Source organism: Lysinibacillus sp. TE18511, assembly GCF_054062295.1.
On sequence record NZ_JBSSFD010000016.1, the window covers coordinates 48,141 to 68,466 of the forward strand.

Annotated in this window: 19 protein-coding genes and 1 pseudogene; 2 read left to right on the top strand and 18 right to left on the bottom strand. The window is 36.3% G+C overall.

The genetic code is table 11. The annotated features are described in order from the left end of the window. Nucleotides 1-2: 2 nt before the first annotated feature. The 9 genes from ACVWXS_RS13335 to ACVWXS_RS13375 form a co-directional block, all read right to left on the bottom strand. Entirely contained in the window at nucleotides 3-2,078 is a 2,076-nt protein-coding gene (locus ACVWXS_RS13335) for a serine hydrolase domain-containing protein (RefSeq protein ID WP_456958545.1), read from the bottom strand. Nucleotides 2,079-2,390: 312 nt separating this feature from the next. Then, a complete protein-coding gene (locus ACVWXS_RS13340; protein ID WP_456958546.1) occupies nucleotides 2,391-3,170 on the bottom strand; it encodes an ABC transporter permease in 780 nt (259 codons plus the stop codon). Continuing rightward, on the bottom strand, nucleotides 3,167-4,072 hold the full coding sequence (locus tag ACVWXS_RS13345; protein WP_456958547.1) for an ABC transporter ATP-binding protein: 906 nt from the start codon (nucleotides 4,070-4,072) through the stop codon (nucleotides 3,167-3,169). The genes ACVWXS_RS13340 and ACVWXS_RS13345 overlap by 4 nt, the downstream gene beginning before the upstream one ends. Further along, nucleotides 4,072-4,275, bottom strand: coding sequence for a PLDc N-terminal domain-containing protein (locus ACVWXS_RS13350; protein WP_456958548.1), 204 nt, complete (start codon nucleotides 4,273-4,275; stop codon nucleotides 4,072-4,074). The genes ACVWXS_RS13345 and ACVWXS_RS13350 overlap by 1 nt, the downstream gene beginning before the upstream one ends. Nucleotides 4,276-4,582: 307 nt before the next feature. Next, nucleotides 4,583-4,936 carry a YxlC family protein gene (locus tag ACVWXS_RS13355; RefSeq protein ID WP_456958549.1) on the bottom strand — a complete coding sequence of 118 codons (354 nt, stop codon included), beginning with the start codon at nucleotides 4,934-4,936 and terminating at the stop codon, nucleotides 4,583-4,585. Next, nucleotides 4,923-5,453: an RNA polymerase sigma factor SigY gene (sigY, locus tag ACVWXS_RS13360; protein ID WP_456958550.1), complete on the bottom strand. Its 531-nt coding sequence runs from the start codon at nucleotides 5,451-5,453 to the stop codon at nucleotides 4,923-4,925. Before sigY ends, ACVWXS_RS13355 begins: the two co-directional genes overlap by 14 nt. 442 nt (nucleotides 5,454-5,895) lie before the next feature. Then, nucleotides 5,896-6,789, bottom strand: coding sequence for a hypothetical protein (locus ACVWXS_RS13365; RefSeq protein WP_456958551.1), 894 nt, complete (start codon nucleotides 6,787-6,789; stop codon nucleotides 5,896-5,898). A 42-nt stretch (nucleotides 6,790-6,831) separates the two neighbouring features. Then, complete coding sequence (locus tag ACVWXS_RS13370) at nucleotides 6,832-7,875, bottom strand: DmpA family aminopeptidase (RefSeq protein ID WP_456958552.1); 1,044 nt, start codon at nucleotides 7,873-7,875, stop codon at nucleotides 6,832-6,834. A gap of 1 nt (nucleotide 7,876) precedes the next feature. Then, a complete protein-coding gene (locus tag ACVWXS_RS13375) occupies nucleotides 7,877-8,575 on the bottom strand; it encodes an aspartate/glutamate racemase family protein (protein ID WP_456958553.1) in 699 nt (232 codons plus the stop codon). 301 nt (nucleotides 8,576-8,876) lie between these two features. Between ACVWXS_RS13375 and ACVWXS_RS13380 the strand changes: the two genes are divergently transcribed. Then, entirely contained in the window at nucleotides 8,877-10,271 is a 1,395-nt protein-coding gene (locus tag ACVWXS_RS13380) for an alanine/glycine:cation symporter family protein (RefSeq protein ID WP_456958554.1), read from the top strand. A 57-nt stretch (nucleotides 10,272-10,328) separates the two neighbouring features. Here ACVWXS_RS13380 and ACVWXS_RS13385 read toward each other — a convergent pair whose 3' ends face one another. Then, on the bottom strand, nucleotides 10,329-12,290 hold the full coding sequence (locus ACVWXS_RS13385; RefSeq protein ID WP_456958555.1) for a methyl-accepting chemotaxis protein: 1,962 nt from the start codon (nucleotides 12,288-12,290) through the stop codon (nucleotides 10,329-10,331). 299 nt (nucleotides 12,291-12,589) lie between these two features. On the opposite strand from ACVWXS_RS13385, the pseudogene ACVWXS_RS13390 reads away from it, so the two are divergent. After that, a pseudogene (locus ACVWXS_RS13390) lies at nucleotides 12,590-12,771 on the top strand (transposase); the annotation flags it as partial. Between the two features lie 103 nt (nucleotides 12,772-12,874). On the opposite strand, the gene ACVWXS_RS13395 reads toward ACVWXS_RS13390, so the two are convergent. From ACVWXS_RS13395 to ACVWXS_RS13430, 8 genes are all read right to left on the bottom strand, one after another. Next, the gene (locus ACVWXS_RS13395) at nucleotides 12,875-14,836 is read right to left on the bottom strand and encodes a methyl-accepting chemotaxis protein (RefSeq protein ID WP_456958556.1); all 1,962 of its coding nucleotides are present in this window, start codon (nucleotides 14,834-14,836) and stop codon (nucleotides 12,875-12,877) included. Nucleotides 14,837-15,283: 447 nt separating this feature from the next. Then, nucleotides 15,284-15,817, bottom strand: coding sequence for a DUF1572 family protein (locus ACVWXS_RS13400; protein ID WP_456958557.1), 534 nt, complete (start codon nucleotides 15,815-15,817; stop codon nucleotides 15,284-15,286). Between the two features lie 128 nt (nucleotides 15,818-15,945). Further along, a complete protein-coding gene (locus ACVWXS_RS13405; RefSeq protein ID WP_456958558.1) occupies nucleotides 15,946-16,365 on the bottom strand; it encodes an SMI1/KNR4 family protein in 420 nt (139 codons plus the stop codon). An 88-nt stretch (nucleotides 16,366-16,453) separates the two neighbouring features. Then, a complete protein-coding gene (locus ACVWXS_RS13410) occupies nucleotides 16,454-17,098 on the bottom strand; it encodes a DUF1963 domain-containing protein (RefSeq protein WP_456958559.1) in 645 nt (214 codons plus the stop codon). Nucleotides 17,099-17,355: 257 nt separating this feature from the next. Further along, nucleotides 17,356-18,006 (bottom strand): hypothetical protein, encoded by a 651-nt coding sequence (locus ACVWXS_RS13415; protein WP_456958560.1) that lies wholly within the window; start codon nucleotides 18,004-18,006, stop codon nucleotides 17,356-17,358. Between the two features lie 187 nt (nucleotides 18,007-18,193). Beyond that, nucleotides 18,194-18,664, bottom strand: a complete 471-nt coding sequence (locus ACVWXS_RS13420) for a hypothetical protein (RefSeq protein ID WP_456958561.1) — start codon at nucleotides 18,662-18,664, stop codon at nucleotides 18,194-18,196. 52 nt (nucleotides 18,665-18,716) lie between these two features. Further along, entirely contained in the window at nucleotides 18,717-19,094 is a 378-nt protein-coding gene (locus ACVWXS_RS13425; RefSeq protein ID WP_456958562.1) for a hypothetical protein, read from the bottom strand. Between the two features lie 105 nt (nucleotides 19,095-19,199). After that, nucleotides 19,200-20,051 carry a hypothetical protein gene (locus tag ACVWXS_RS13430; RefSeq protein WP_456958563.1) on the bottom strand — a complete coding sequence of 284 codons (852 nt, stop codon included), beginning with the start codon at nucleotides 20,049-20,051 and terminating at the stop codon, nucleotides 19,200-19,202. Nucleotides 20,052-20,326: the final 275 nt, after the last annotated feature.

Here is a 20,326-nt window from a genome sequence, read left to right on the forward strand (position 1 = left end):
AGTTAGTTCAACTTGATTGCAAATTCCGAGTTCGGCGCGCCAGCAAATACAACTGTTCCGTTCTTCGGCAGTTTTACTTTGTTATTGCCGCTTACAACAGTAAAATTGACGCATACACCCTGCTCATCATACACCGCGAACGAACTCTTTGATGGCAACGCCACGGTCATCGTTTTCCCTGCAGCCGCTTGTGGGATCGTAAACCATTTCGCATGCCCATTTGCTTGCAGCGTAACTTTGGATGATTGGCCTGCATCCAGCGGTTTTACGTTGGTTTCACTTACGTATAAAGATCCGGACATCTCTAAATATTCATCGCCGCCTTCTGTATAGAAACGGGCTTCCGACATATCCCGGCCACCCATCACAGGTATTTGGAACTGATGCATCGCCGTGTTAGGGCCTGTAATTTTTCTGCTTTCCCAATAGCCCTCCTTGCCTTCCTTGCTATTAATTTGTTGAGTAGCCATCATTAAATATTGCATAGAACTAAATTTCTCGCTCACAAGATAGAAGTTGACGCCTTCCCGCTTTGCCCATGCGGCAGTGGTTTCCTTCGATAACACATTGTCTTCTAGTTTCTCGGCTGCATATTGAGTAATCACTGCTTGCCCTAAGCCTGGCAGCGATATAAATGTGCTCTGCCTCAAATATGTTCGTCTATTCTTCTCTGTGACGAAGTTGATTTTGGAGGTACCTTCCGCATTAATAAAGCTTCCATCCGCAGTATATACATATTTTTCTTCTGGATTAGATGGTAAGATCAGTTCTCCATTCTTCGTAATTTCTATTTTGTATTGACTGAAACTATTGCCGTAAAAACCCGCTTGCTTTGCTACGTCTCGAGGCATCTTGGCCTTGACCGGCTTGCCAAAGGATTTGTTCGGCTTGATTTCCTTAATTGTGCCCTTCTCTTTAAGCGCGGCGAGCAGTATATCAGTCGCCATCAGTTGATTTGTAGTGCTGCTACCGCCGGAGGACAACACAGCCACTGCCATCTTCTGTTCAGGAAGTACGACCAGTGAAGCATGTTGCAGTGCCGTGTCGCCACCTTTAGCCAAGCCCTTTATCCCATATTCACTGAATGGATATAGTTTCACACTATCCCAGCCAAGACCATAGTTGACAATATTATCTCCATCCCCTGGCCACATTCCTTTTTTATATTCCTCTTGCTCCATCGCCTTGACTGCTTTATCAGAGAGGATTCCTTTTTCCTGTCCCATAAATATTTGTGAGAATCGCACCATATCTTCTGCTGTGGAAGAGATCCCTCCCGTACCAATCACATTCACCGATTCAGTAGGAAGCTGCCCTTGGAACGTTGGAAAATAAAGACCAGCTCGCTTATCGTTTTCCCATTTGTCCTGCGGTGTTTTCGTATGATTTAGCTTTAAGGGTTCTGTAAACCGTTGATGTATAAATTCGGTAAAGCTCATACCGCTGACTCTTTCCACCATAATCTCGGCTAGCGTAAAACCGTCGTTGCAGTATACAGAGAACGCGCCAGGATCCGCCTTCAATCGCTGGTTGGCCAATTGCTGCAACAAGTTATCATGGGCATAGGTATCATTATCATTAAATAAAAATGAATTACCAAGCGTACTACCTTGTAAGCCGGAGGAGTGGTTCAACAGCATACGTGGCGTAATGCTTTTGTAACGTTCGTCTTTCATTTTGAAATCAGGAACATAGTGGACAACAGGAGTATCCAAATCGACTTTTCCTTCGTCGACCAATTTCATCACAGCCGCCGTTGCATACATTTTACTGACTGAACCAATCCCGTATAGGGTATCTTTGGTCAGCGGCTGTTTCCCTTTCATATCGTTCTTGCCTGTCTGACCCGATAAAATAAGTTTACCATTATCAATTAGCGCATACTGCACGCTAGTCGTCTCATAGGATTTCGTGAGTAAAGTAGCTTTCTCTGCCGCGATCTTTTTCAGTTCTTGACTAGCTAATTCTTGGCTAGCCACAACCGTAGTTTGATTGCTTGAAAGCCCCATAGCCCCTGTTGGTAGGCTCATCGTTAACGCTAATGTAGCGGCTAACACCGCAGATAGTTTATTTTTCATAAAAGAACTGCCTCCTTAGATAAGTGATCGATTTCATTGCTTATTGTGGTCCTTGTTTAGCAGTATACATAAACAAAACCAAATCAAAGAAAAAATAAAGTAAACAGATGGTAAAATTTGTGGAAGCTGCCTTTCGTCAGTACCATATGAAATTAGTGGAGCTCAACTTATTTTTATCTCTTGTAATACTTATGTTTATAAACTTTTTTGTAGAAGCCGTATTGATTTCGTCGCTTTTCCATAAAGAATGGATTTAAGGCTATCAGTGTTTCATAAACATTATATAAAAGAATCACACGGTAGGATACCTTTTTATTCCAATAGCTCTTTTTTCTTGAAGATTTGTATGGACGAGATGAGAACGACAATGATAATAGCAATAGTTGTAATAAATGCTAGCAAGAAACTAGAATCTAGTTCACCTGACAACAAGACTTGTCCTGTGTGCTCAGCCATCGTAGCCGGACTCCATTTCATATACTTTCCTAGAATGGATGTAACCGTCGAAATGGCAAAGACCACAAAAATTGTAACAAAAGCGACACTGCCATTTCCTTTCATTATCGTACTAAAAAAGAGCGTCAATGTAACAACAAAAACTAACCATATGCTGTAGATCACTACACTTTGAAAAATGCGCTCAAAAGCGACTGTTTCAATGAGTAAACTCGTATAATACCAAGAAGCTACATATCCGATAAACAATGAAATGAGTGTAATTGTAAGTAACCCAGCCCATTTCGATAATATATAAGAGGAATAAGGAACCGGTTTAATCATGACCATACCTGCTACTCCACTCTGTCTTTCTGCGGAAACGACACCCATTGCACTCAAAACAAGAATAAGTACACCAAGCATCCCATAATTAGATAGAACCTTCATTAATACTTCTGCTCCAGTTGGAGTAGGCATTTCAAGGATTGTCCCTTCTGGAAGACCGCCAAAAGTGTCCAAAATTTCTGGCATAAAATACGAACTAACCGGCTGCATGACACCTAGCAAAATAAAGACAATTGGAATCCATAAAATTTTATAATTTCGCGCCATTTCCATCATTTCTTTTCGATAAAGAACAGTCCATTGTGTCATGCCTTCACCACCTTCATAAATAAATCTTCTAATGTTGTTTGAGAAATCTCGAACTTACGAATCGGTAGTTTTCTATCCACGATATCTTTTAATAATGTTTGCTTCCCATTTACCATATCTTTTAATACGATGCTGGTTTTATTACCTTGATTGTTTACTTCAGAAACAAAGCTATAACTGGCTATGCTCTTTAGCCAATCGGCAGCCTGTGATTCGAATTCAATTTGTAAAATAGGTTGTCGATACTCTTCCATTACACTTCCCAGGCTACCTGATATCGCAATTTCTCCGGCATGCATGATAAGAATGTCGTCACTTATTTCTTCTGCATCGTGAAGGACATGAGTTGAGAAGAGAATGGTTGTTTCCTCTTTAATCTCTCTCATCATGTCCAATACTTCCCGTCTCCCAAGTGGATCGAGTGCTGAAACAGGCTCATCTAAAATAAGTAATTTCGGACGATGAATTAGTGCCTGTGCCAATCCGAGGCGCTGCTTCATTCCACCAGAATAACCTTCTATTTTTCTTTTCTTCGCATTCGTTAGGCCTACTCGTTCAAGTAATTCTTCACTTCTTTTTTCTGCTTCTTTACGATTCAACTTTGCTAATTGTCCTGCGAAAACAAGAAACTCCTTTCCGCTCATCCAATTATAGAAAGCAGGATATTGAGGTAAATATCCAATAAACTGCCTTAAATCCTTTGCTTTTTCCCCTTTAAAATCAATACTGCCTGAAGTCGGTTCCAACAATCCGGATAGCATTTTTAATGTCGTTGTTTTTCCTGCTCCATTTGGTCCAAGTAATGAAACGCACCTGCCTTCTTCAATATGAAAATTGATTCCTTTCACAGCATTCGTATTTCCAAATCTTTTTACTAAATCGCTTGCCTTTAATAACTCCATTAATCATTTCTCCTTCCAACAACGAAATAAAGCACTGGTCCTATTAAGCTGATACTGAGAATAATAAGGATCCACAACCATTTTGGTCCCTTCGTTTTTTCTTCTCTAATACAAGAAACTAATGCGATAATCATAAGAATTAATTGTAAGAAAAGAATTGGCGCAATCGCTCCCCATGGGATTCCATTTAACAGTTCATTCATTTTTTCTCCTCTAAATTGTGTATTTACCCTTAATACGATTACGTTGGTCTAATCGTTCACTCACGAAAAAATAAATAAAAAAAATCTCAGGAATTTGAACCTGAGACCTTTCTTTTAAATATTTTTCTTGCAAAAATAAGATAGATAATAAGATACGTTGGAAATTGAATAAGGCCTAAAATGCCCCATAGCCAAGCATTATATCCCCTCTTCCGTGCATCCCAAAACATCCATGAGCTCTGGCAAATTAAAATGAATGCAATCAAGACCCCTAACCAAAGCGGTATGCTACTTAGTTTGTTTGAGTTCATTCAGTACTGACCTTCTTTCTAGTTTTGCTAGTGTTGTTAAAAGCTAAGGGCAGTAAGATAATCCCCACAAGCTGAAAATAAAGAAAAAGAATTGGCTGACGATAAACGACAGCAATCACAACCGAAAGCACAAATACTGCAACAGAGATAAACGTGAGGAGGTCTTTCCATTGTTTTTTTCGTATTCTTTTCTTCTCTAATTCAACATTCTGTTGAAACCATTGTAAGTTTGGAGTAGATACTGGATTCCATTGATCCAGTTTTTCTAAACCATCTATTAATTGCTTAACCGTTAATTCATCTTCATCATCCAATATAGAATTACTATTTTTAGAATCATACTCCTTCAAGTTCAGCCAACTCCTTTCGTACACTTTTTAGACCATTTGAAACTCGAGATTTTACTGTTCCTTCTGCAATACCCATCATTTCCCCAATTTCCTCATATGTATATCCGTAATAATGCTTTAACACGATTGGCATACGTATTTCTTCATTAATTTGAGCAAGTACATCAAGTACATCAGTCCAATCTTCGTTCATAATGGCTGCATTCCATTTCATTTTCCGGAGCGCTCGTTCCTGCTCTAGCCAATTTTTCTCCCGCTTCTTTCTACGCTGTTGATCGATAAAAAGGTTCGTTGCGATTGTGATAAGCCATGAGGAAAACTTGGATTCACCATTATACAGTTGGATTTTTTCAATACACTTCATCATCGTCTCTTGTGTTAAATCTTCTGCGATTTGTGGATGAAGGGTAACTTTCATTAAATACTTTACGAGGAACGAATAATTCTGTTGTAGCAGTTTCGAAAGAGCCAATGTATCTCCTTTTTTCGCCTTTCGAATTAAATCCTTTTCATCCATGAGATCTACTCCATACAATAATGATTTATATGTAATACGACTAACTTGGAAAAATCGTTCATTTTCAAAATAAAGAATCACAACAAAAATGTTTAGCCACCTATTAGTATTAATTAAGTTTACTTGAAAGTACTATATTTGACCAAAAACCAAAGTATTGTTGCTCATTCAACGAGTTCAGAATACTTGTCTAATTATTATAGTATTATCAAACTACTCACATGTTTTGTTTAAGTATGTCTTCTCTAACTAACCTGCCCGTTCGTGGAATAAGAAAAAATCCTGCTTTGATACAGGATTAATGATCAATCTTTTTTATAAAACTACAGTTGTTGATGTTATTCAGATAGTAGATACCCTTCTTTACTTAGATTAAAAAAACCTCCATTTTGATAGTAACTAAAACGAAGGCAAGCACCCCCATTTATTCCCATCAAACAGGCTAACTACATAATATTTTTATTAATATTTCACGTACTAATGATGAGGTTTCATTTACAGAAGAGCGGATATGGCATTGGACGATTTTTTCATCGAAACTAAACCAAACCCATCTTGCAGGATATTTTGTTTCTTGAACTCCATAATATACTTCAATTTTTCTAGTTTTATATGGAATTTTCAATAACCTAAATCTCCATTTTTGACGAGTTCCAATGTTTCTCCCTAAAACTTTTGGTAAATCTTGCTCTAAAGTATGAGGTGCAATTGAAATCCAACAGCCATCTGTAAGGTTTTCTTTTTGTCGATAAAGTAACTGGACTTCATCCGTTTCTTTTCCAATCCCAACCGAATCTAGCTTATAATCTAATAATGTCTCTGAGAAAATATTATCCAAATCAATTGTTTCTGGTTTAAACCATTTTACTCTAGTTACTTCATCTTCTCCCCATTTTCCTTGATCATATCTAGCTGTATAACTTACGGTAGCAAATGATTTTTTGGACAAATCAGGGTTTATGATTTTTAAACTTGAAAGATATGCAATGAACTCATCATCCGTCACATCTCCATCAAAAACGGATATCTCCACAGTTGTAAATCCTACAGAATAGCTTAAAGCCTTATTATTTTTGTAGTCTACGCCAATAAAGCCAACCCTATTATTTATTATAAAAGGGCTGCCTTGCTCAATTAGATTGGTATCTGCATAAATAAAAGGGAATGCCCAATCATAAAAAAATTGTTTTACACGAATAGTTCCATTCTGAAGTTTTGCATAGAAGTAAATTGAACTACGATGATCTTTTGTTTCCGGACGCAATGAAAAATTATAGCTAGTTTGCATTTGTTTATCATTCGGTAATAAAGGGCTAAAATTAATAGGCTCTGCCATTTCATCTAATGATTGATCTGTAATGATATTTTCACATCCCTATTAAAATTGATAAGCTTCAACCTTATGTCCATTTCGACCAATTGTAGTCTGCGCCTGTGATAGTGAATTTACAATGGCTTCCTCTGTTGCTTCTGCAGCCGCTGCAAATAACTGGTTCATAATAGGATGATCCTCACGTAGCTGCGTGCGTGTTTCGACAAGCTGATCAGATGTATGGGCAATACGATGTGCTGTTGTGAAACCAATAACAATATCCCCACTGCCATGTGAAAAATGACTGCCAGTACGCCCTAGTCCAATACCACAGCGTTTAATGACTCGTGTTAGTTGACGACTGCTAAGTGGAGCATCTGTGGCAAGTATAATGATAATGGAGCCATCTGTAGGTGATATTGTCGATTCATGTTGATCTTTTGAAACATGATATTGATGTGCTAAAAACTCTGAGCTATGCCCGAAATTACTAAGGACCATACATCCTATCGTATAGTTCGTTGATTCATGTGTCACAAGTCGGGAAGATGAGCCAATTCCACCTTTGTAGCCAAAGCACATCATCCCTTTACCTGCACCAACTGCTCCTTCCTCTGCAGTTTCATTTGACGCCTTGCGAATCGCCTCCTTCGCATGCTCTGGTGTTACAGGACATTCTCGAATTGAATTTAAAAAGCTATCATTACATTCCCCAACAACAATATTAATCGTTCCTGTCGATTGACCTATTTCACTATTCGTAGCGAGCATATATTGCAGCGTCCCTTGTGTTACAGCTGGAACAGCAAATGTATTCGTTAGCATAATGGGTGATTCAATAACCCCGAGCTCATTCACCTGCACAAGCCCTGTCGTTTTACCAAAGCCATTTAAGACATAGCTTGCAGCCGTAACCTTGTGCTGAAACAAATTGCCCTCATGCGGCAAAATCACTGTTACGCCTGTGCATGCATAAGCTCCTTCTTCATTCATCTTCTCATCAAGCGTTATATGACCTACACGCACACCGGCTACATCGGTAATACAATTTTTCTCACCCGTCGATAACGTTCCGATGAAGATTCCCTTTTCTCGTACTTTTCCCGGCATGTTACTCCCCCTTACGAATCGCCTTATTTACGGTAGCTCGTGCATGAATCACAGTTGTATCAAAAACAGCTACGTTAACATCTTCCTGCTTAATGAGTAATCCAATCTCTGTACAGCCTAGTATAATTCCTTGTGCTCCTGAGTTGACAAGATCCTCAATCACCTGCAAATAATATTCTTTCGATGTTGTCTCAATTTGACCCAAGCATAATTCTTCATAGATGATACGATTGATCTCTGTACGCTCCTCAGTCAGCGGCACAAGGACATCAATGCCAAATCCTTCTATTCTAGCTTTATAGAAATCCTGCTCCATCGTATACTTTGTCCCAAGAAGAGCAATCTTTTGTAAACCAGCCTCCGTGATTTGATGTGCTGTGGCATCTGCTATATGTAGAATTGGGATTGAAATCTTCTCCTGAATGATATCAATAACCTTATGCATCGTATTGGTGCATATAATAATAAAATCTGCCCCTGCTTTCTCTAAAGATTGCGCCGCTTCGCCAAGTACTTGTCCAGCCTTATCCCAATCTCCCCTTGCCTGATAATGCTCGATTTCTTGAAAATCAACACTATACAAAATACATTTTGCTGAATGCAAGCCTCCTAATTGTCGTTTTACTTCTTCATTCATAAGGCGGTAATACTCCGCAGAAGACTCCCAACTCATTCCACCAATCATGCCAATCGTATCCATAAAATCTCCTCCTTTTATTCTATTATTAATTTACCTCAAATAAGAGAATTTTCAAAATTTAACTTTATATTGGATAAGGGAATTTATTTGATTGAAACTGATTCAGCAAAGAACCATATAGCAATTTATTCAAAATAAATGTTTATAATATCCTAAAATGGACATCCTAATAGTAAAAATATTTCCAAAAAACAAATAATAAGTGAACAAAACATTTTTTTAATAATTTTTATTTTCTAAAAGTTGCTTTTTTATAAAAAAAAAGTGTAGACTAAAACGTATTGTGAAAGGAGGAAAGCTGATGGAATGGATATCGAATATCGTAAATGATATGAATAATATTTTATGGACATATATCCTTATTGCATTGTTATTAGTTGCAGGATTATATTTTTCATTTGGTACAAAGTTTGTACAAATTCGTCTTTTTCCTGAAATGTTTCGTTTAATAGTTGAAAAAAGAGAAGGGGAGTCAGGTGTTTCCCCATTCCAAGCTTTTACGATTAGCGCAGCCTCACGTGTAGGTACTGGAAATATTACAGGTGTTGCATTAGCAATCGGAGTAGGTGGACCAGGAGCTGTATTTTGGATGTGGATGATCGCCATATTAGGAATGGCGACTGCCTTTATTGAAAGTACACTTGCACAGGTATACAAGGTCAAGGATGGCGATGCGTTTCGTGGCGGACCAGCCTATTATATGGAAAAAGCGTTAGGTCAACGAAAATTAGGAATCATTTTTAGTATTCTTTTAACGTTAAGTTTTGGCTTTATTTTTAACGCTGTACAATCTAATACGATTGCTACTTCTGTAGGTGAAGCATTTGATGTGAAACCTGCAGTCATTGGGGTTATTCTCGTTGTGTTAACGGCTTTGATTATTTTCGGTGGCGTACATAGAATTGTAAAAGTTACGCAAGTACTTGTACCTGTAATGGCTGTTTTCTATTTAGCTGTTGCGTTTTACGTTGTCGTGACGAATCTATCTGAAATTCCTGCCGTTTTCGAACTGATTATCACTCAAGCGTTTGGTCTTCAGGAAGCTGCAGGTGGTGCGATTGGTGCTGCAATTAGTCAAGGTGTTCGACGTGGTTTATTCTCCAATGAGGCTGGGATGGGTAGTGTGCCTAACGCTGCCGCTACAGCTAATACTTCACACCCTGCAAAGCAAGGGCTTGTGCAAAGTTTAGGCGTCTTTTTTGATACAATCATGATTTGTTCAGCAACAGCGTTTATCATTATTTTAGCGGATCTATATAATACTGGTGAAAGTAATGGAATTATTCTTACACAAAATTCCTTAGCTGTACATGTAGGTGATTGGGCTCCTTACTTTATCGCTATTGCTATTATTTTCTTTGCATTTAGTTCCATAGTCGGAAATTACTATTACGGTGAATCTAATATTGAGTTTATCAATGCTCATAAAGGTTGGATGTTCGGCTACCGTATTTTAGTGCTTGCTATGGTGATGTTTGGTTCTGTCGCGCAAGTACAGCTTGTTTGGAACTTAGCAGATCTGTTCATGGGACTAATGGCTTTGATCAATATTGCCATCATCATGTTACTTGGCAAAATTGCGTTCCTTGTTTTAGACGACTTTACAGAGCAACGGAATGCAGGTAAAAACCCTGTATTTTATGCAAAATCAATTCCAACATTGAAAAATACAGATTGTTGGGAAGAAGATCGATAATGATACAAAAACGCCATCCTCAAAAGAGGAATGGCGTTTTTTTTACGTTAGATTCTTTTAATATTTAAATTGACTAACTAGTTGTTTTAGCTCATCGGCCATATGTGCTAGAGCTTGTGCGGAAGCATTGATTTCTTCCATCGAGGCTAATTGTTCCTCTGTAGATGCCGCTACATCCTCGGAAGCAGCTGCATTGCCTTTTGCTGAGAACGCTACATCCTCCGTTACAGCTGTTACTTCTTGTACACTCGCTGACATTTGCTCAGAAGCAGAAGACACCTCTTCCATCCTAGGTGTAATTTCATTCATGCTTGTCATAATTACTTGGAACTTAGCAATCGCTTCATCTGTTACTCGTAGACCATTTTGAACATCATCTGAAACTTTTGCCATAATGTTGACAGATTGTTCTGTTTCTGTTTGGATTCCATGAATGAGCTCGAAAATTTGTTTGGCAGATTCCTGAGATTGCTCTGCCAATTTTCTTACTTCATCGGCAACCACTGCAAAGCCTTTTCCATGTTCCCCTGCTCTTGCCGCCTCAATCGCTGCATTGAGAGCAAGTAAGTTTGTTTGATCTGCAATGCTTGTAATGACATCTAAAATGGACGTAATTTGCTGAGAGCGTTCATGTAATGTCTGAATCTTCGTATTTGAATCCGTTACTGATGAATGGATCGATTGCATTTGATTCTTCGTCTCTTGTACTACCTGTCCACCTTCATTTGCTTGTAGCGTCGCGTGCTGTGAAAGATCCGTCACAGTAGAAGAGATATCCGCTATATGAAGAATGGCATTAGACAGTTCATGTAACGATTCTGCATTCTTGTTAGCACTCGTCGTTTGCGTGTCTGCACTCGTCGCAACATCTTGAATCGAAATCGCAACCTTCTCTGTGGCAATGCTCGTTTGATTGGCATTGGCTGTAAGCTCCTCTGCCGACGATGCTACCTCCTCAGCATTTTGTTCTATTCTTTGAATGAGCGTTCTTAAACTGTCTTGCATATCGTTAAAGGCTTCGCCGAGCTGTCCAATTTCATCTTTAGAGGTAATTGTCACTTTCTCTGTTAAATCACCTTTACTAATGGTTACGGCACTATCCTTTAGTGATTGAATCGGTTTTATAATCGTCTTCATGACAAAGTAAAAAACAATGGTACTTATGACAATCGCTGCAATTAGGACAAGCAACGTATTATATAAAATAGGAGATGCTGATTTATCAATTTCCTCCGCAAAAATAGTCCCCGTAATTTTCCAATCCGTCAATTCATTCGTTGCAAAGAACAGAATACGGTCATCACCTTCAAAGACATATTCATACGTACCAGATTCGCTTTCGTATATCTTATCGAAGAAGCTGTCTTTTAATTCCGTACCTACTTCTAAAGTAGGATGTGAAATGACCATTCTATTTTCATCAAAAACAGAAGGATATCCATTTTTTCCGATACTGATTGAATCTGCGACTTTTTGAATCTCTGTTAATTTAATATCAATAGCTACTACGCCAGATTGATCTTTTACTTGGCGAGCAATGGTAACGACCATATCTCCAGTTACTGCATCAATATAAGGACTCGATATTAAAGTTTCACCTTTTAATGCCTTAGCCTCCTTAAACCAATCCCTTTCCAAAGGATTATAATCTCCCATATTCGTTTTTGGTTCTTTAATAAAAGCTCCATCATTCGTTCCAATATAAACGCTTAAAACATTTGGATTCATCTCCATATATTCATGGAAATCTGTTAATATAGCGGCTCCCTTCTGTTCATACTTAGAAGCATCTATTTCCTCGCTAAGAACCTTAATGTCGTTTACTTTTTCACTTATGGTTTTATCAATAACCGTATTTAACATATTTACACTTTCATTTGCACTAAATAATATTTCTTCTTTTATCGACTCTTTTGCCGAAAGATACGCAAAACTCCCAACACTAATAACTGGAACTAGCAAGATAAGAGCAAATAATGTATAAAGCTTGCCCTTAAAGCTTCCAAATAATTTTTTCATGCAACAGTTCTCCTTTTGTCTCCATTAGTTCTTAAGATATGTATTTTTGTATTCTCATTTACTGGCACTATACTCAATGATTTAGACTCAGCAAGAATGCCGCTTCCCTTCTCTACTTACAACCTACCCTGCTTTTATCGGAAGAAATAATTCATTTCAAACCCCTGTTTCATTTTTTTGTTTTAACTAACATAAATTCTTCTATTTCGCACTTTTTCATCGTCAAACTAAACATAGAATATCTCTTTAGATAGGATGATTGCTGTCGCTTCGCTTTCGTACAGAAAACATAAAAATGGGAAAAACAAGGTGCCATCTATCGACAACGAAAAATCGATGTAGAACCTGTTTTGGTTTCTTGAAGGCCAATTTGCGTTTCACCCGATTTTCTGTCCGTGGATCATCAAAAATTGAAAACGAAATGGGCTTTGCATTGATGGTATTAAATCTCCTAAAATACACTGCCATTATTAACAGAGAAATAAGGTAAAGAAAAAAGAGAAATCAATGCTGTTCGATTTCTCTTTTTTTTTTAATATCAGCTAGTTATGTCCTAGCCTCGTTTATTCGTATGTTTTATTCTACTAATATTTAAATTGACTAATTAGCTGTTTTAACTCATCTGCCATATGTGCTAGAGCTTGTGCTGAAGCATTAATTTCTTCCATCGAAGCTAATTGTTCCTCTGTAGACGCTGCTACGTCCTCTGAAGCAGCTGAATTTCCTTTCGCTGAGAATGCCAAATCCTCCGTAATAGCTGCTACCTCTTGTACACCCGCTGACATTTCTTCAGAAGCAGAGGATACCTCTTCCATTTGAGGAGTAATTTTATCCATGCTTGCCTTAATCACTTGGAATTTCGAGATCGCTTCATCAGATACATGTAGACCATTTTGAACATCCTCTGTAACTTTAGCCATGATGTTGACAGATTGTTCTGTTTCTAACTGTATGCCATGGATTAGTTCAAAAATTTGTTTGGCAGATTCCTGTGATTGCTCCGCCAACTTTCTTACTTCATCTGCAACAACTGCAAAGCCTTTTCCATGCTCCCCTGCTCTTGCCGCCTCAATCGCTGCATTCAGAGCAAGTAAGTTTGTTTGATCTGCAATGCTTGTAATGACATCTAAAATGGACGTAATTTGCTGAGAGCGTTCATGTAATGTCTGAATTTTCGTGTTTGAATCTGTTACTGATGAATGGATCGATTGCATTTGATTCTTTGTATCTTGTACTGCCTTTCCACCTTCATCCGCTTGTAACGTCGCGTGCTGCGAAAGATCCGTCACAGTAGAAGAGATTTCCGCTATATGAAGAATGGCCTTAGACAGTTCATGTAAAGATTCTGCATTCTTGTTGGCACTCGTCGTTTGCGTGTCTGCACTTGTCGCAACATCCTGAATCGAAATCGCAACCTTCTCTGTGGCAATGCTCGTGTGATTGGCATTGGCTGTAAGCTCCTCTGCCGACGATGCTACCTCCTCAGCATTTTGTTCTATTTTTTGAATGAGCGTTCTTAAACTGTCTTGCATATCGTTAAAGGCTTCGCCGAGCTGTCCAATCTCATCTTTAGAGGTAATTGTCACTTTCTCTGTTAAATCACCTTTACTAATAGTAACGGCACTATCCTTTAGTGATTGAATCGGTTTTATAATACTCTTCATGACAAAGTAAATAACAATGGTACTTATGACAATCGCAGCAATTAGGACAAGCAATGTATTATATAAAATGGGAGATGCTGATTTATCAATTTCCTCCGCAAAAATTGTTCCTGTAATTTTCCAATTTGTCAATTCATTCGTTGCAAAGAACAGAATACGGTCATCACCGTCAAAGACATATTCATACGTGCCAGATTCACTTTCGTACATCTTATCGATGAAGTGGTCTTTTAATTCCGTACCTACTTCTAAAGTAGGATGTGAAATGACCATTCTATTTTCATCAAAAACAGAAGGATATCCATTTTTTCCGATACTAATTGAATCTGCGACTTTTTGAATATCTGTTAATTTAATATCAATAGCCACTACGCCAGATTGATCTTTTACTTGGCGAGCAATGGTAACGACCATATCTCCAGTTCCTGCATCAACATAAGGATTTGTTATTAAAGTTTCGCCCTTTAAAGCCGTAGCCTCTTTATACCAATCTCTTTCTAAAACATTGTAATCCGCGCTATTCGATTGTGGTTCTAGAATGACTTCTCCATCATTCGTTCCAATATAAACGCTTAAAACATTTGGATTCATCTCCATATATTCATGGAATTCTGGTAATATTGCGGCTCCCTTCTGATCATACTTGGAAGCATCTATTTCATCACTAAGAACCTTAATGTCGTTTACCTTTTCACTTATGGTTTTATCAATAACCGTATTTAACATATTGACACTTTCATTTGCACTAAATAATATTTCTTCTTTTATCGAATCTTTTGCTGAAAGATACGCAAAACTTCCAACAGTAATAACTGGAACTAACAAGATAAGAGCAAATAATGTGTAAAGCTTGCCCTTAAAACTCCCAAATAATTTTTTCATGCAACATTTCCCCTCTTGTCTTCATTAATTCTTTAGATGTGTGTTTTTGTATAATTTTGTGTTTTCTTTTACTTGCACTATACTCGATGATAAAAACTCGATAAGAATGCCGCTTCCCTACCCTTCTTATATCGGACGAAATAGATAAATTCAAACCTTTTTTTCATTTTTTTGATCTTCGAATCATAATTTTTCTATTTTTGTTCTTCTGTCATGAAACTAAACATAGAACCCCTATGTATCATACTTTAGCTATGATGCATAGGGGTTCTATTGTTAGTATTTAAATGCCTAAATTGTTTCCTGTAAGTCAATCGCAATTTTTGCCAAATCTGCAGAGGCTCTGTATCAGACGCCACCAGTAACCTCAATGTATCAACTTTATTTTGCACAGAAGACAAATCAGCAAAAAATCGTAGCAGCCCATGTGCTACGATTTTCTTCTTATTATTGATGTTTTTTTAACATGGACTCTGTAAAAGCCTGAGACTGTCCCCTTGCAATACTTACTGTTTGCCACTCTGAGCCCTTTAGTTGCTTAGCAATGTAAACAATCTGTCCAACATGCAGTGAGTAATGGGACATTTGTCTTTCAATAGCATCTATCACAGAATGCTGTTCTCCCCTTATCGTGACAAACCCTTGTAAATCAGCTTCTGTTAATCCTTGTAAAGCATGTAAAAATACTTGCCAGCCCTGTTCCCATACTGTCATGATCTCTTCTTTTGTTTGAAGGCTATCAGTAAATTCATCATCACGATTTCTAGTTGCTTTCTCACCATCAGTCGTTAAAAAGTCTGTCCATCTCGATATCATATTTCCACTAACATGTTTTACAATAACGGCAATGCTATTGGATTCTTCATTAATAGCCCAGTGCAGTTGTTCATTATCCAATTGTGAAAGTGTTTTATCCCCTAACTCTTTCACACTTTTAAATCTTTTTTGAACAATTTCTAAATAAGTCTCCCCAATGTTCATACGTAAACGCCCCCTCATTTCATGAAATAAAAGTTCACTAGAATCATTATATCTATAAGTAAGTTCTATAGTAAGCATCGTCCATATCATATGCAATCATCTTCATTCTTACCTTGATACCTCACGGACTAATCCTGTTGGAAGTATTCAGGATCTTCGATGATCTTCAATAAAAATTCTTCAAGAGAGTTTGCAATCTTCTTTTCGTTATCATAGACAGCATTTTGTTCTCCATCTGTTAATTCGATTGAAAAAGGTACTGATTCCCATCCAATAAAGAAGACTAATTTATTTGCTTCATCGTAGTTTGGATAAGCATCAAAAAAACCTTGTCTTAATCGAAAATCTCTAATGTATGCTGGACTTAACACACAATTTTCGTCTAGCTCATCCTCGCCAACAAAAGAACCATAACCGATCTCTGTGAAAAAAAGCTTTAATTCTTTTGGAAAAACAATGCCTAGTTCATCTTCCACTTGTTCAACTTCACCACTTTTTATTGGGACAAACTGAAAACGAGGATTATCTTTAATTAATGAAAATTTCATTGAGCATTCCTACTTTCAAATAAATTATTATTATCTTCCCATTCATTTTCAGATTATTATTTTACCTGGTGTGTTGAAAGTCTTTGTTCTATGTACATTGTGTAAAAAAAACACCTGCATCATCCTGATCATAATATTTATTTATGAACAAATATCCGATCGAGTCACTTAGGCTAAATATATCATGAAATCCTTCCGGAAAATCACCGCCATAAATTTGTAGACAAAATTGATAATCATCCAAACCCAAGTTTTCTATTTGTAATAGAGATGGTATATTCCCAATCAATGAACCGCAGTAAATCTCTATTTCATCCAAATCTTCATCATCTACAGCTTCTAAATCTAAATTCAATTCCTCCCCAAAAGTGAACTCTTGTCCTGGTATTAAGTAATCTGATTCACTTCGAATATCACCAGCTTCGTGTAATAAAACTTTTGTAAATCCATTTTTTATGTTTTTAAATTCTTCTTTATCTCCATGAAAAGTAATTAAATCTAAAAAATAATCATCTTTTTTATACGTAGTAAAAACGGATAGCACGTGTTCTTGTGGTAAGTTTAAATTCAGCGTTTTATTAAGAAAATTCGTTGGTAAACTTAATACAAGTGTTAATTTATCTCCATTTGGATTTAATGGCCAATCAATATTTTCAGGTAAGAAGCTATATCCGCCAAGTCGAGGTTTAACAGATTCATTTTCAACATCTTTAAAAATAATTTCAACTGACATTTTTTCGACACCATCCTTATATTCTACATTTTTTACTTTCGAATTCTTTCATAAGTTCTTTTGCACTATTTGCTGATGCTCCAGTAATGCCTCTAAGGTAATATCCATTTTTTTTCGTATAGCAATCGTTTTTATGTAATGAGTTGAACCTACGATTATTAACCTTTATTCTCAGTGAATGATTGACTATGACCTCTCGATAATCCAAACGGATCATGACATACTCATACAATATGTATTTTTGTCTGTGTTCCTCTTCATTTTTTCAATCGCATATACTGCACATTATTAGTATTTGAATATTCTATCCGCCCTAATCCTCCTCTCATCCCTATAATAAAATCTCCTTTATACACAACTAGTGAGTTCGGTACAAATGCACTAAATGGAAAGTGTTTGAATACAATATTTTTTTTATATGTTCCATCTTCATTAGATATTGCAAATAAATTTTCGCTAGATATTACATATAAGTTTTCATTAAATATATAAAAAGCAATTGGACACTCTTTTAAATCAAGACACTCGCTAAAGGAAATGCTAGTACCATCGTAAACTAATTTATACAAACTACCTTCATTTAGATACATATGTTCTAATCCTTCTAGAAAATATAGATCCCCTTTATACTCAAATATTGATTTTATATTGCATTTTTTTAATAATATTTCAGTCGAGTCAGCATAAATTACTTTTAATTCTCCTCCCCATTCTCCGTAATCTGTACCAATTATTTTCAAATCAAGATATTCATATTGTATACTGTGCTTTTCATGATATCTTGAAATCACTAATTCTTCTTTTTTTATTCCAACACAATACGGCTTTGAATTGTTTATTATTTGTAACCATTTACCGCTTCCTGCATTGGGAATTTCGACAGCTATAAAATCATTCCATAATGGCATAGTGTTTTTAATACCTCCAATGACGCACAGTTGTTTTATAATAAGGGCTAGTCAAAAATTAATAAAAATTTTCCCCATAAACTTAGAGAGTGGATAATAATCTCACCAGCTAAATGATCTATCTATATTGTTTGCGGTACTCGCAATGAATCTTCTCCTAGAACGTTAAATACTAAATTTTATTTTGTTAAGAATGAAATCTTTCAAGGTTTTTAAGTAAATAAAAATCCATTAGATTTGCACCATTATATCCAGTTTCCACCAAGACCTGTCGTAGTTGATGCAATAACTTGAGCCACTCTTTTATAAATAAATCAGTTTTTACCGTAATACTCCTATAGTCATCACGACTATCCCAATCAATGTTAATATCACATTTTTCAATTTTACATATCCATGTTTCGAAAAATGCTTGACTTGGGAAAGTGACTACAAACCGCTCCTCTTTATTTTTTATTGCCTCTAACATTTTAATAACATCACTTATGCCTTCAGCTATTTGTGTTCCATAATTGATACTTAATGATATATTATTCCATTTTATTGTAAAATATTGAGTATTAACATACCTATTATCTAGTGCTTCGGATATCGTTGTATCTTCTGGATCACGTATTCCAATCCCAAAATTAGGGTTGATTATTATTTCAAATTCCACTTTACTCACCTCATGGTTCATCATTAAATTTTTTGAGTCTACTATAACTTTTCTATTTTAACGAATCTAATAAAGTGCAATATTCTTTTCTTTTTGGATTACTTTCATCATTACAAAGTCGTTCTAATAAATAAATCGTATATTCTTTAGGTTTACGCTGTAATGATTTTACTAATATATCCTCATAACCATTGTGATAAAACTTTTCTAAAAAACTACCCAATGGCCCTGGACCACCAAAATCAATATCAGGGCTTCTTTCAACTAATAAGAATATAGGCTCTACAAAATCAAATGCATAACCTAATTCTTCAATCTCATCGATTATTTCATATACTGGGTCTATGAATAAATATTTATCTTTTTCCCGATCAGCTAGTTCTATTAATTTTTCTAATTCATAAATATAACCCTCAACTTCATTCCCCATGAACTTCCACCTCTTAATTGACCTTGTATTGTTTTTTATAAATCTTTTGCCTCTTACTTCCTTTATATTAAATAAGTATTTGGAACATGTTAAAATCTTTTTTGTTTAGCTCTTGTTTTTCAGTAGATTGTTTATAGTGTCTCTTTTATGAGAGTAATGCTTCTTCTGTGGATGAAAAGAAACCTCTTTTAATGTCGGACATTCTAGTAATGGCGTTAAGTCCCCTGATTTACAGTTCCAAAAGTTAATGGTCTCTAATGCACTCATGGTTTTTACAAACTCCAATGAGGCTAGATCAGAAATCAACAATTTTTTTATCGAGCCATTATCATTCAAAAAAGAATAATCCATTAGGTTTTTGCAACCTTCTACATGCAACCACTCTAGTCTACTTAATTTGGAAATGCTATTTGCTTCAGATAGGCAATTGTTTTTTGCCAACCAGCAAGTTTCTAAGTTTTCTAAGTCTTCAACACCTTCAAGTGATTCCAGTTTTTTAGACCCACTTAGTCGTAGATAAACCAATTCTTTTAATGTTCTCAACTCATGACAATTTTGTTTTGAATATCCAAAAATATAAAGACTTTTTAAATTTGTAAGTGTTTCTAAGTTTTCATAACAACTATTAAAGAGATATAGTTCTTCTAGTTGTTTTAATCGTGAAAAATCAATAGGGATTTGCAAGGATACCCTAAAATCAATCATATTCACCAAAGAATAAAGAGCTTCAATATTGGCAACACTTTTTAATTTGAAATTGTTGTTAATCGCCAGATGTTTAATAAATTTCTTATCTTTTAAAGGAGCAAGATCTAAATCACACTTAAAATCAACATCATCAACAAAGGCCTTAATACGAATCGATTCAAACTGCTCTTCCTCTGCAACACGGACTCCTTCTTCTAAATACCTTGGATCTATTTTAATTACACTGTCATTAAAATGATATTTTCTCATCATGGGCATCCTCTCACTGACATTTTTTTAATTCCATCTCCATTGCTCATATTGTCGAATTTAAATTTCATGTACTCAGCATATTTCCTCGCCTAAACTATCCTACTCTGTAAAGGGATTGTCCTGTAAAAAACACTCTTCATCTGACGTAAACTATTTTGTCTCAATAACGGACCAGCACTAATAGTGATGATTTTATCCAGATTAACTACTCTATTGAAATTGACAATCTCTCTAATTCTGTATAATCTAAACCTCTATTGAAAACATTTTTC

Excerpts from the sequence above, each read along its gene's own strand:
- ACVWXS_RS13335 (WP_456958545.1), bottom strand. The coding sequence starts at position 2,078 with ATGAAAAATAAACTATCTGCGGTGTTAGCCGCTACATTAGCGTTAACG.
- ACVWXS_RS13340 (WP_456958546.1), bottom strand. The coding sequence starts at position 3,170 with ATGACACAATGGACTGTTCTTTATCGAAAAGAAATGATGGAAATGGCG.
- ACVWXS_RS13345 (WP_456958547.1), bottom strand. The coding sequence starts at position 4,072 with ATGGAGTTATTAAAGGCAAGCGATTTAGTAAAAAGATTTGGAAATACG.
- ACVWXS_RS13350 (WP_456958548.1), bottom strand. The coding sequence starts at position 4,275 with ATGAATGAACTGTTAAATGGAATCCCATGGGGAGCGATTGCGCCAATT.
- sigY (WP_456958550.1), bottom strand. The coding sequence starts at position 5,453 with ATGGATGAAAAGGATTTAATTCGAAAGGCGAAAAAAGGAGATACATTG.
- ACVWXS_RS13365 (WP_456958551.1), bottom strand. The coding sequence starts at position 6,789 with ATGGCAGAGCCTATTAATTTTAGCCCTTTATTACCGAATGATAAACAA.
- ACVWXS_RS13370 (WP_456958552.1), bottom strand. The coding sequence starts at position 7,875 with ATGCCGGGAAAAGTACGAGAAAAGGGAATCTTCATCGGAACGTTATCG.
- ACVWXS_RS13375 (WP_456958553.1), bottom strand. The coding sequence starts at position 8,575 with ATGGATACGATTGGCATGATTGGTGGAATGAGTTGGGAGTCTTCTGCG.
- ACVWXS_RS13380 (WP_456958554.1), top strand. The coding sequence starts at position 8,877 with ATGGAATGGATATCGAATATCGTAAATGATATGAATAATATTTTATGG.
- ACVWXS_RS13385 (WP_456958555.1), bottom strand. The coding sequence starts at position 12,290 with ATGAAAAAATTATTTGGAAGCTTTAAGGGCAAGCTTTATACATTATTT.
- ACVWXS_RS13395 (WP_456958556.1), bottom strand. The coding sequence starts at position 14,836 with ATGAAAAAATTATTTGGGAGTTTTAAGGGCAAGCTTTACACATTATTT.
- ACVWXS_RS13400 (WP_456958557.1), bottom strand. The coding sequence starts at position 15,817 with ATGAACATTGGGGAGACTTATTTAGAAATTGTTCAAAAAAGATTTAAA.
- ACVWXS_RS13405 (WP_456958558.1), bottom strand. The coding sequence starts at position 16,365 with ATGAAATTTTCATTAATTAAAGATAATCCTCGTTTTCAGTTTGTCCCA.
- ACVWXS_RS13410 (WP_456958559.1), bottom strand. The coding sequence starts at position 17,098 with ATGTCAGTTGAAATTATTTTTAAAGATGTTGAAAATGAATCTGTTAAA.
- ACVWXS_RS13415 (WP_456958560.1), bottom strand. The coding sequence starts at position 18,006 with ATGCCATTATGGAATGATTTTATAGCTGTCGAAATTCCCAATGCAGGA.
- ACVWXS_RS13425 (WP_456958562.1), bottom strand. The coding sequence starts at position 19,094 with ATGGGGAATGAAGTTGAGGGTTATATTTATGAATTAGAAAAATTAATA.
- ACVWXS_RS13430 (WP_456958563.1), bottom strand. The coding sequence starts at position 20,051 with ATGAGAAAATATCATTTTAATGACAGTGTAATTAAAATAGATCCAAGG.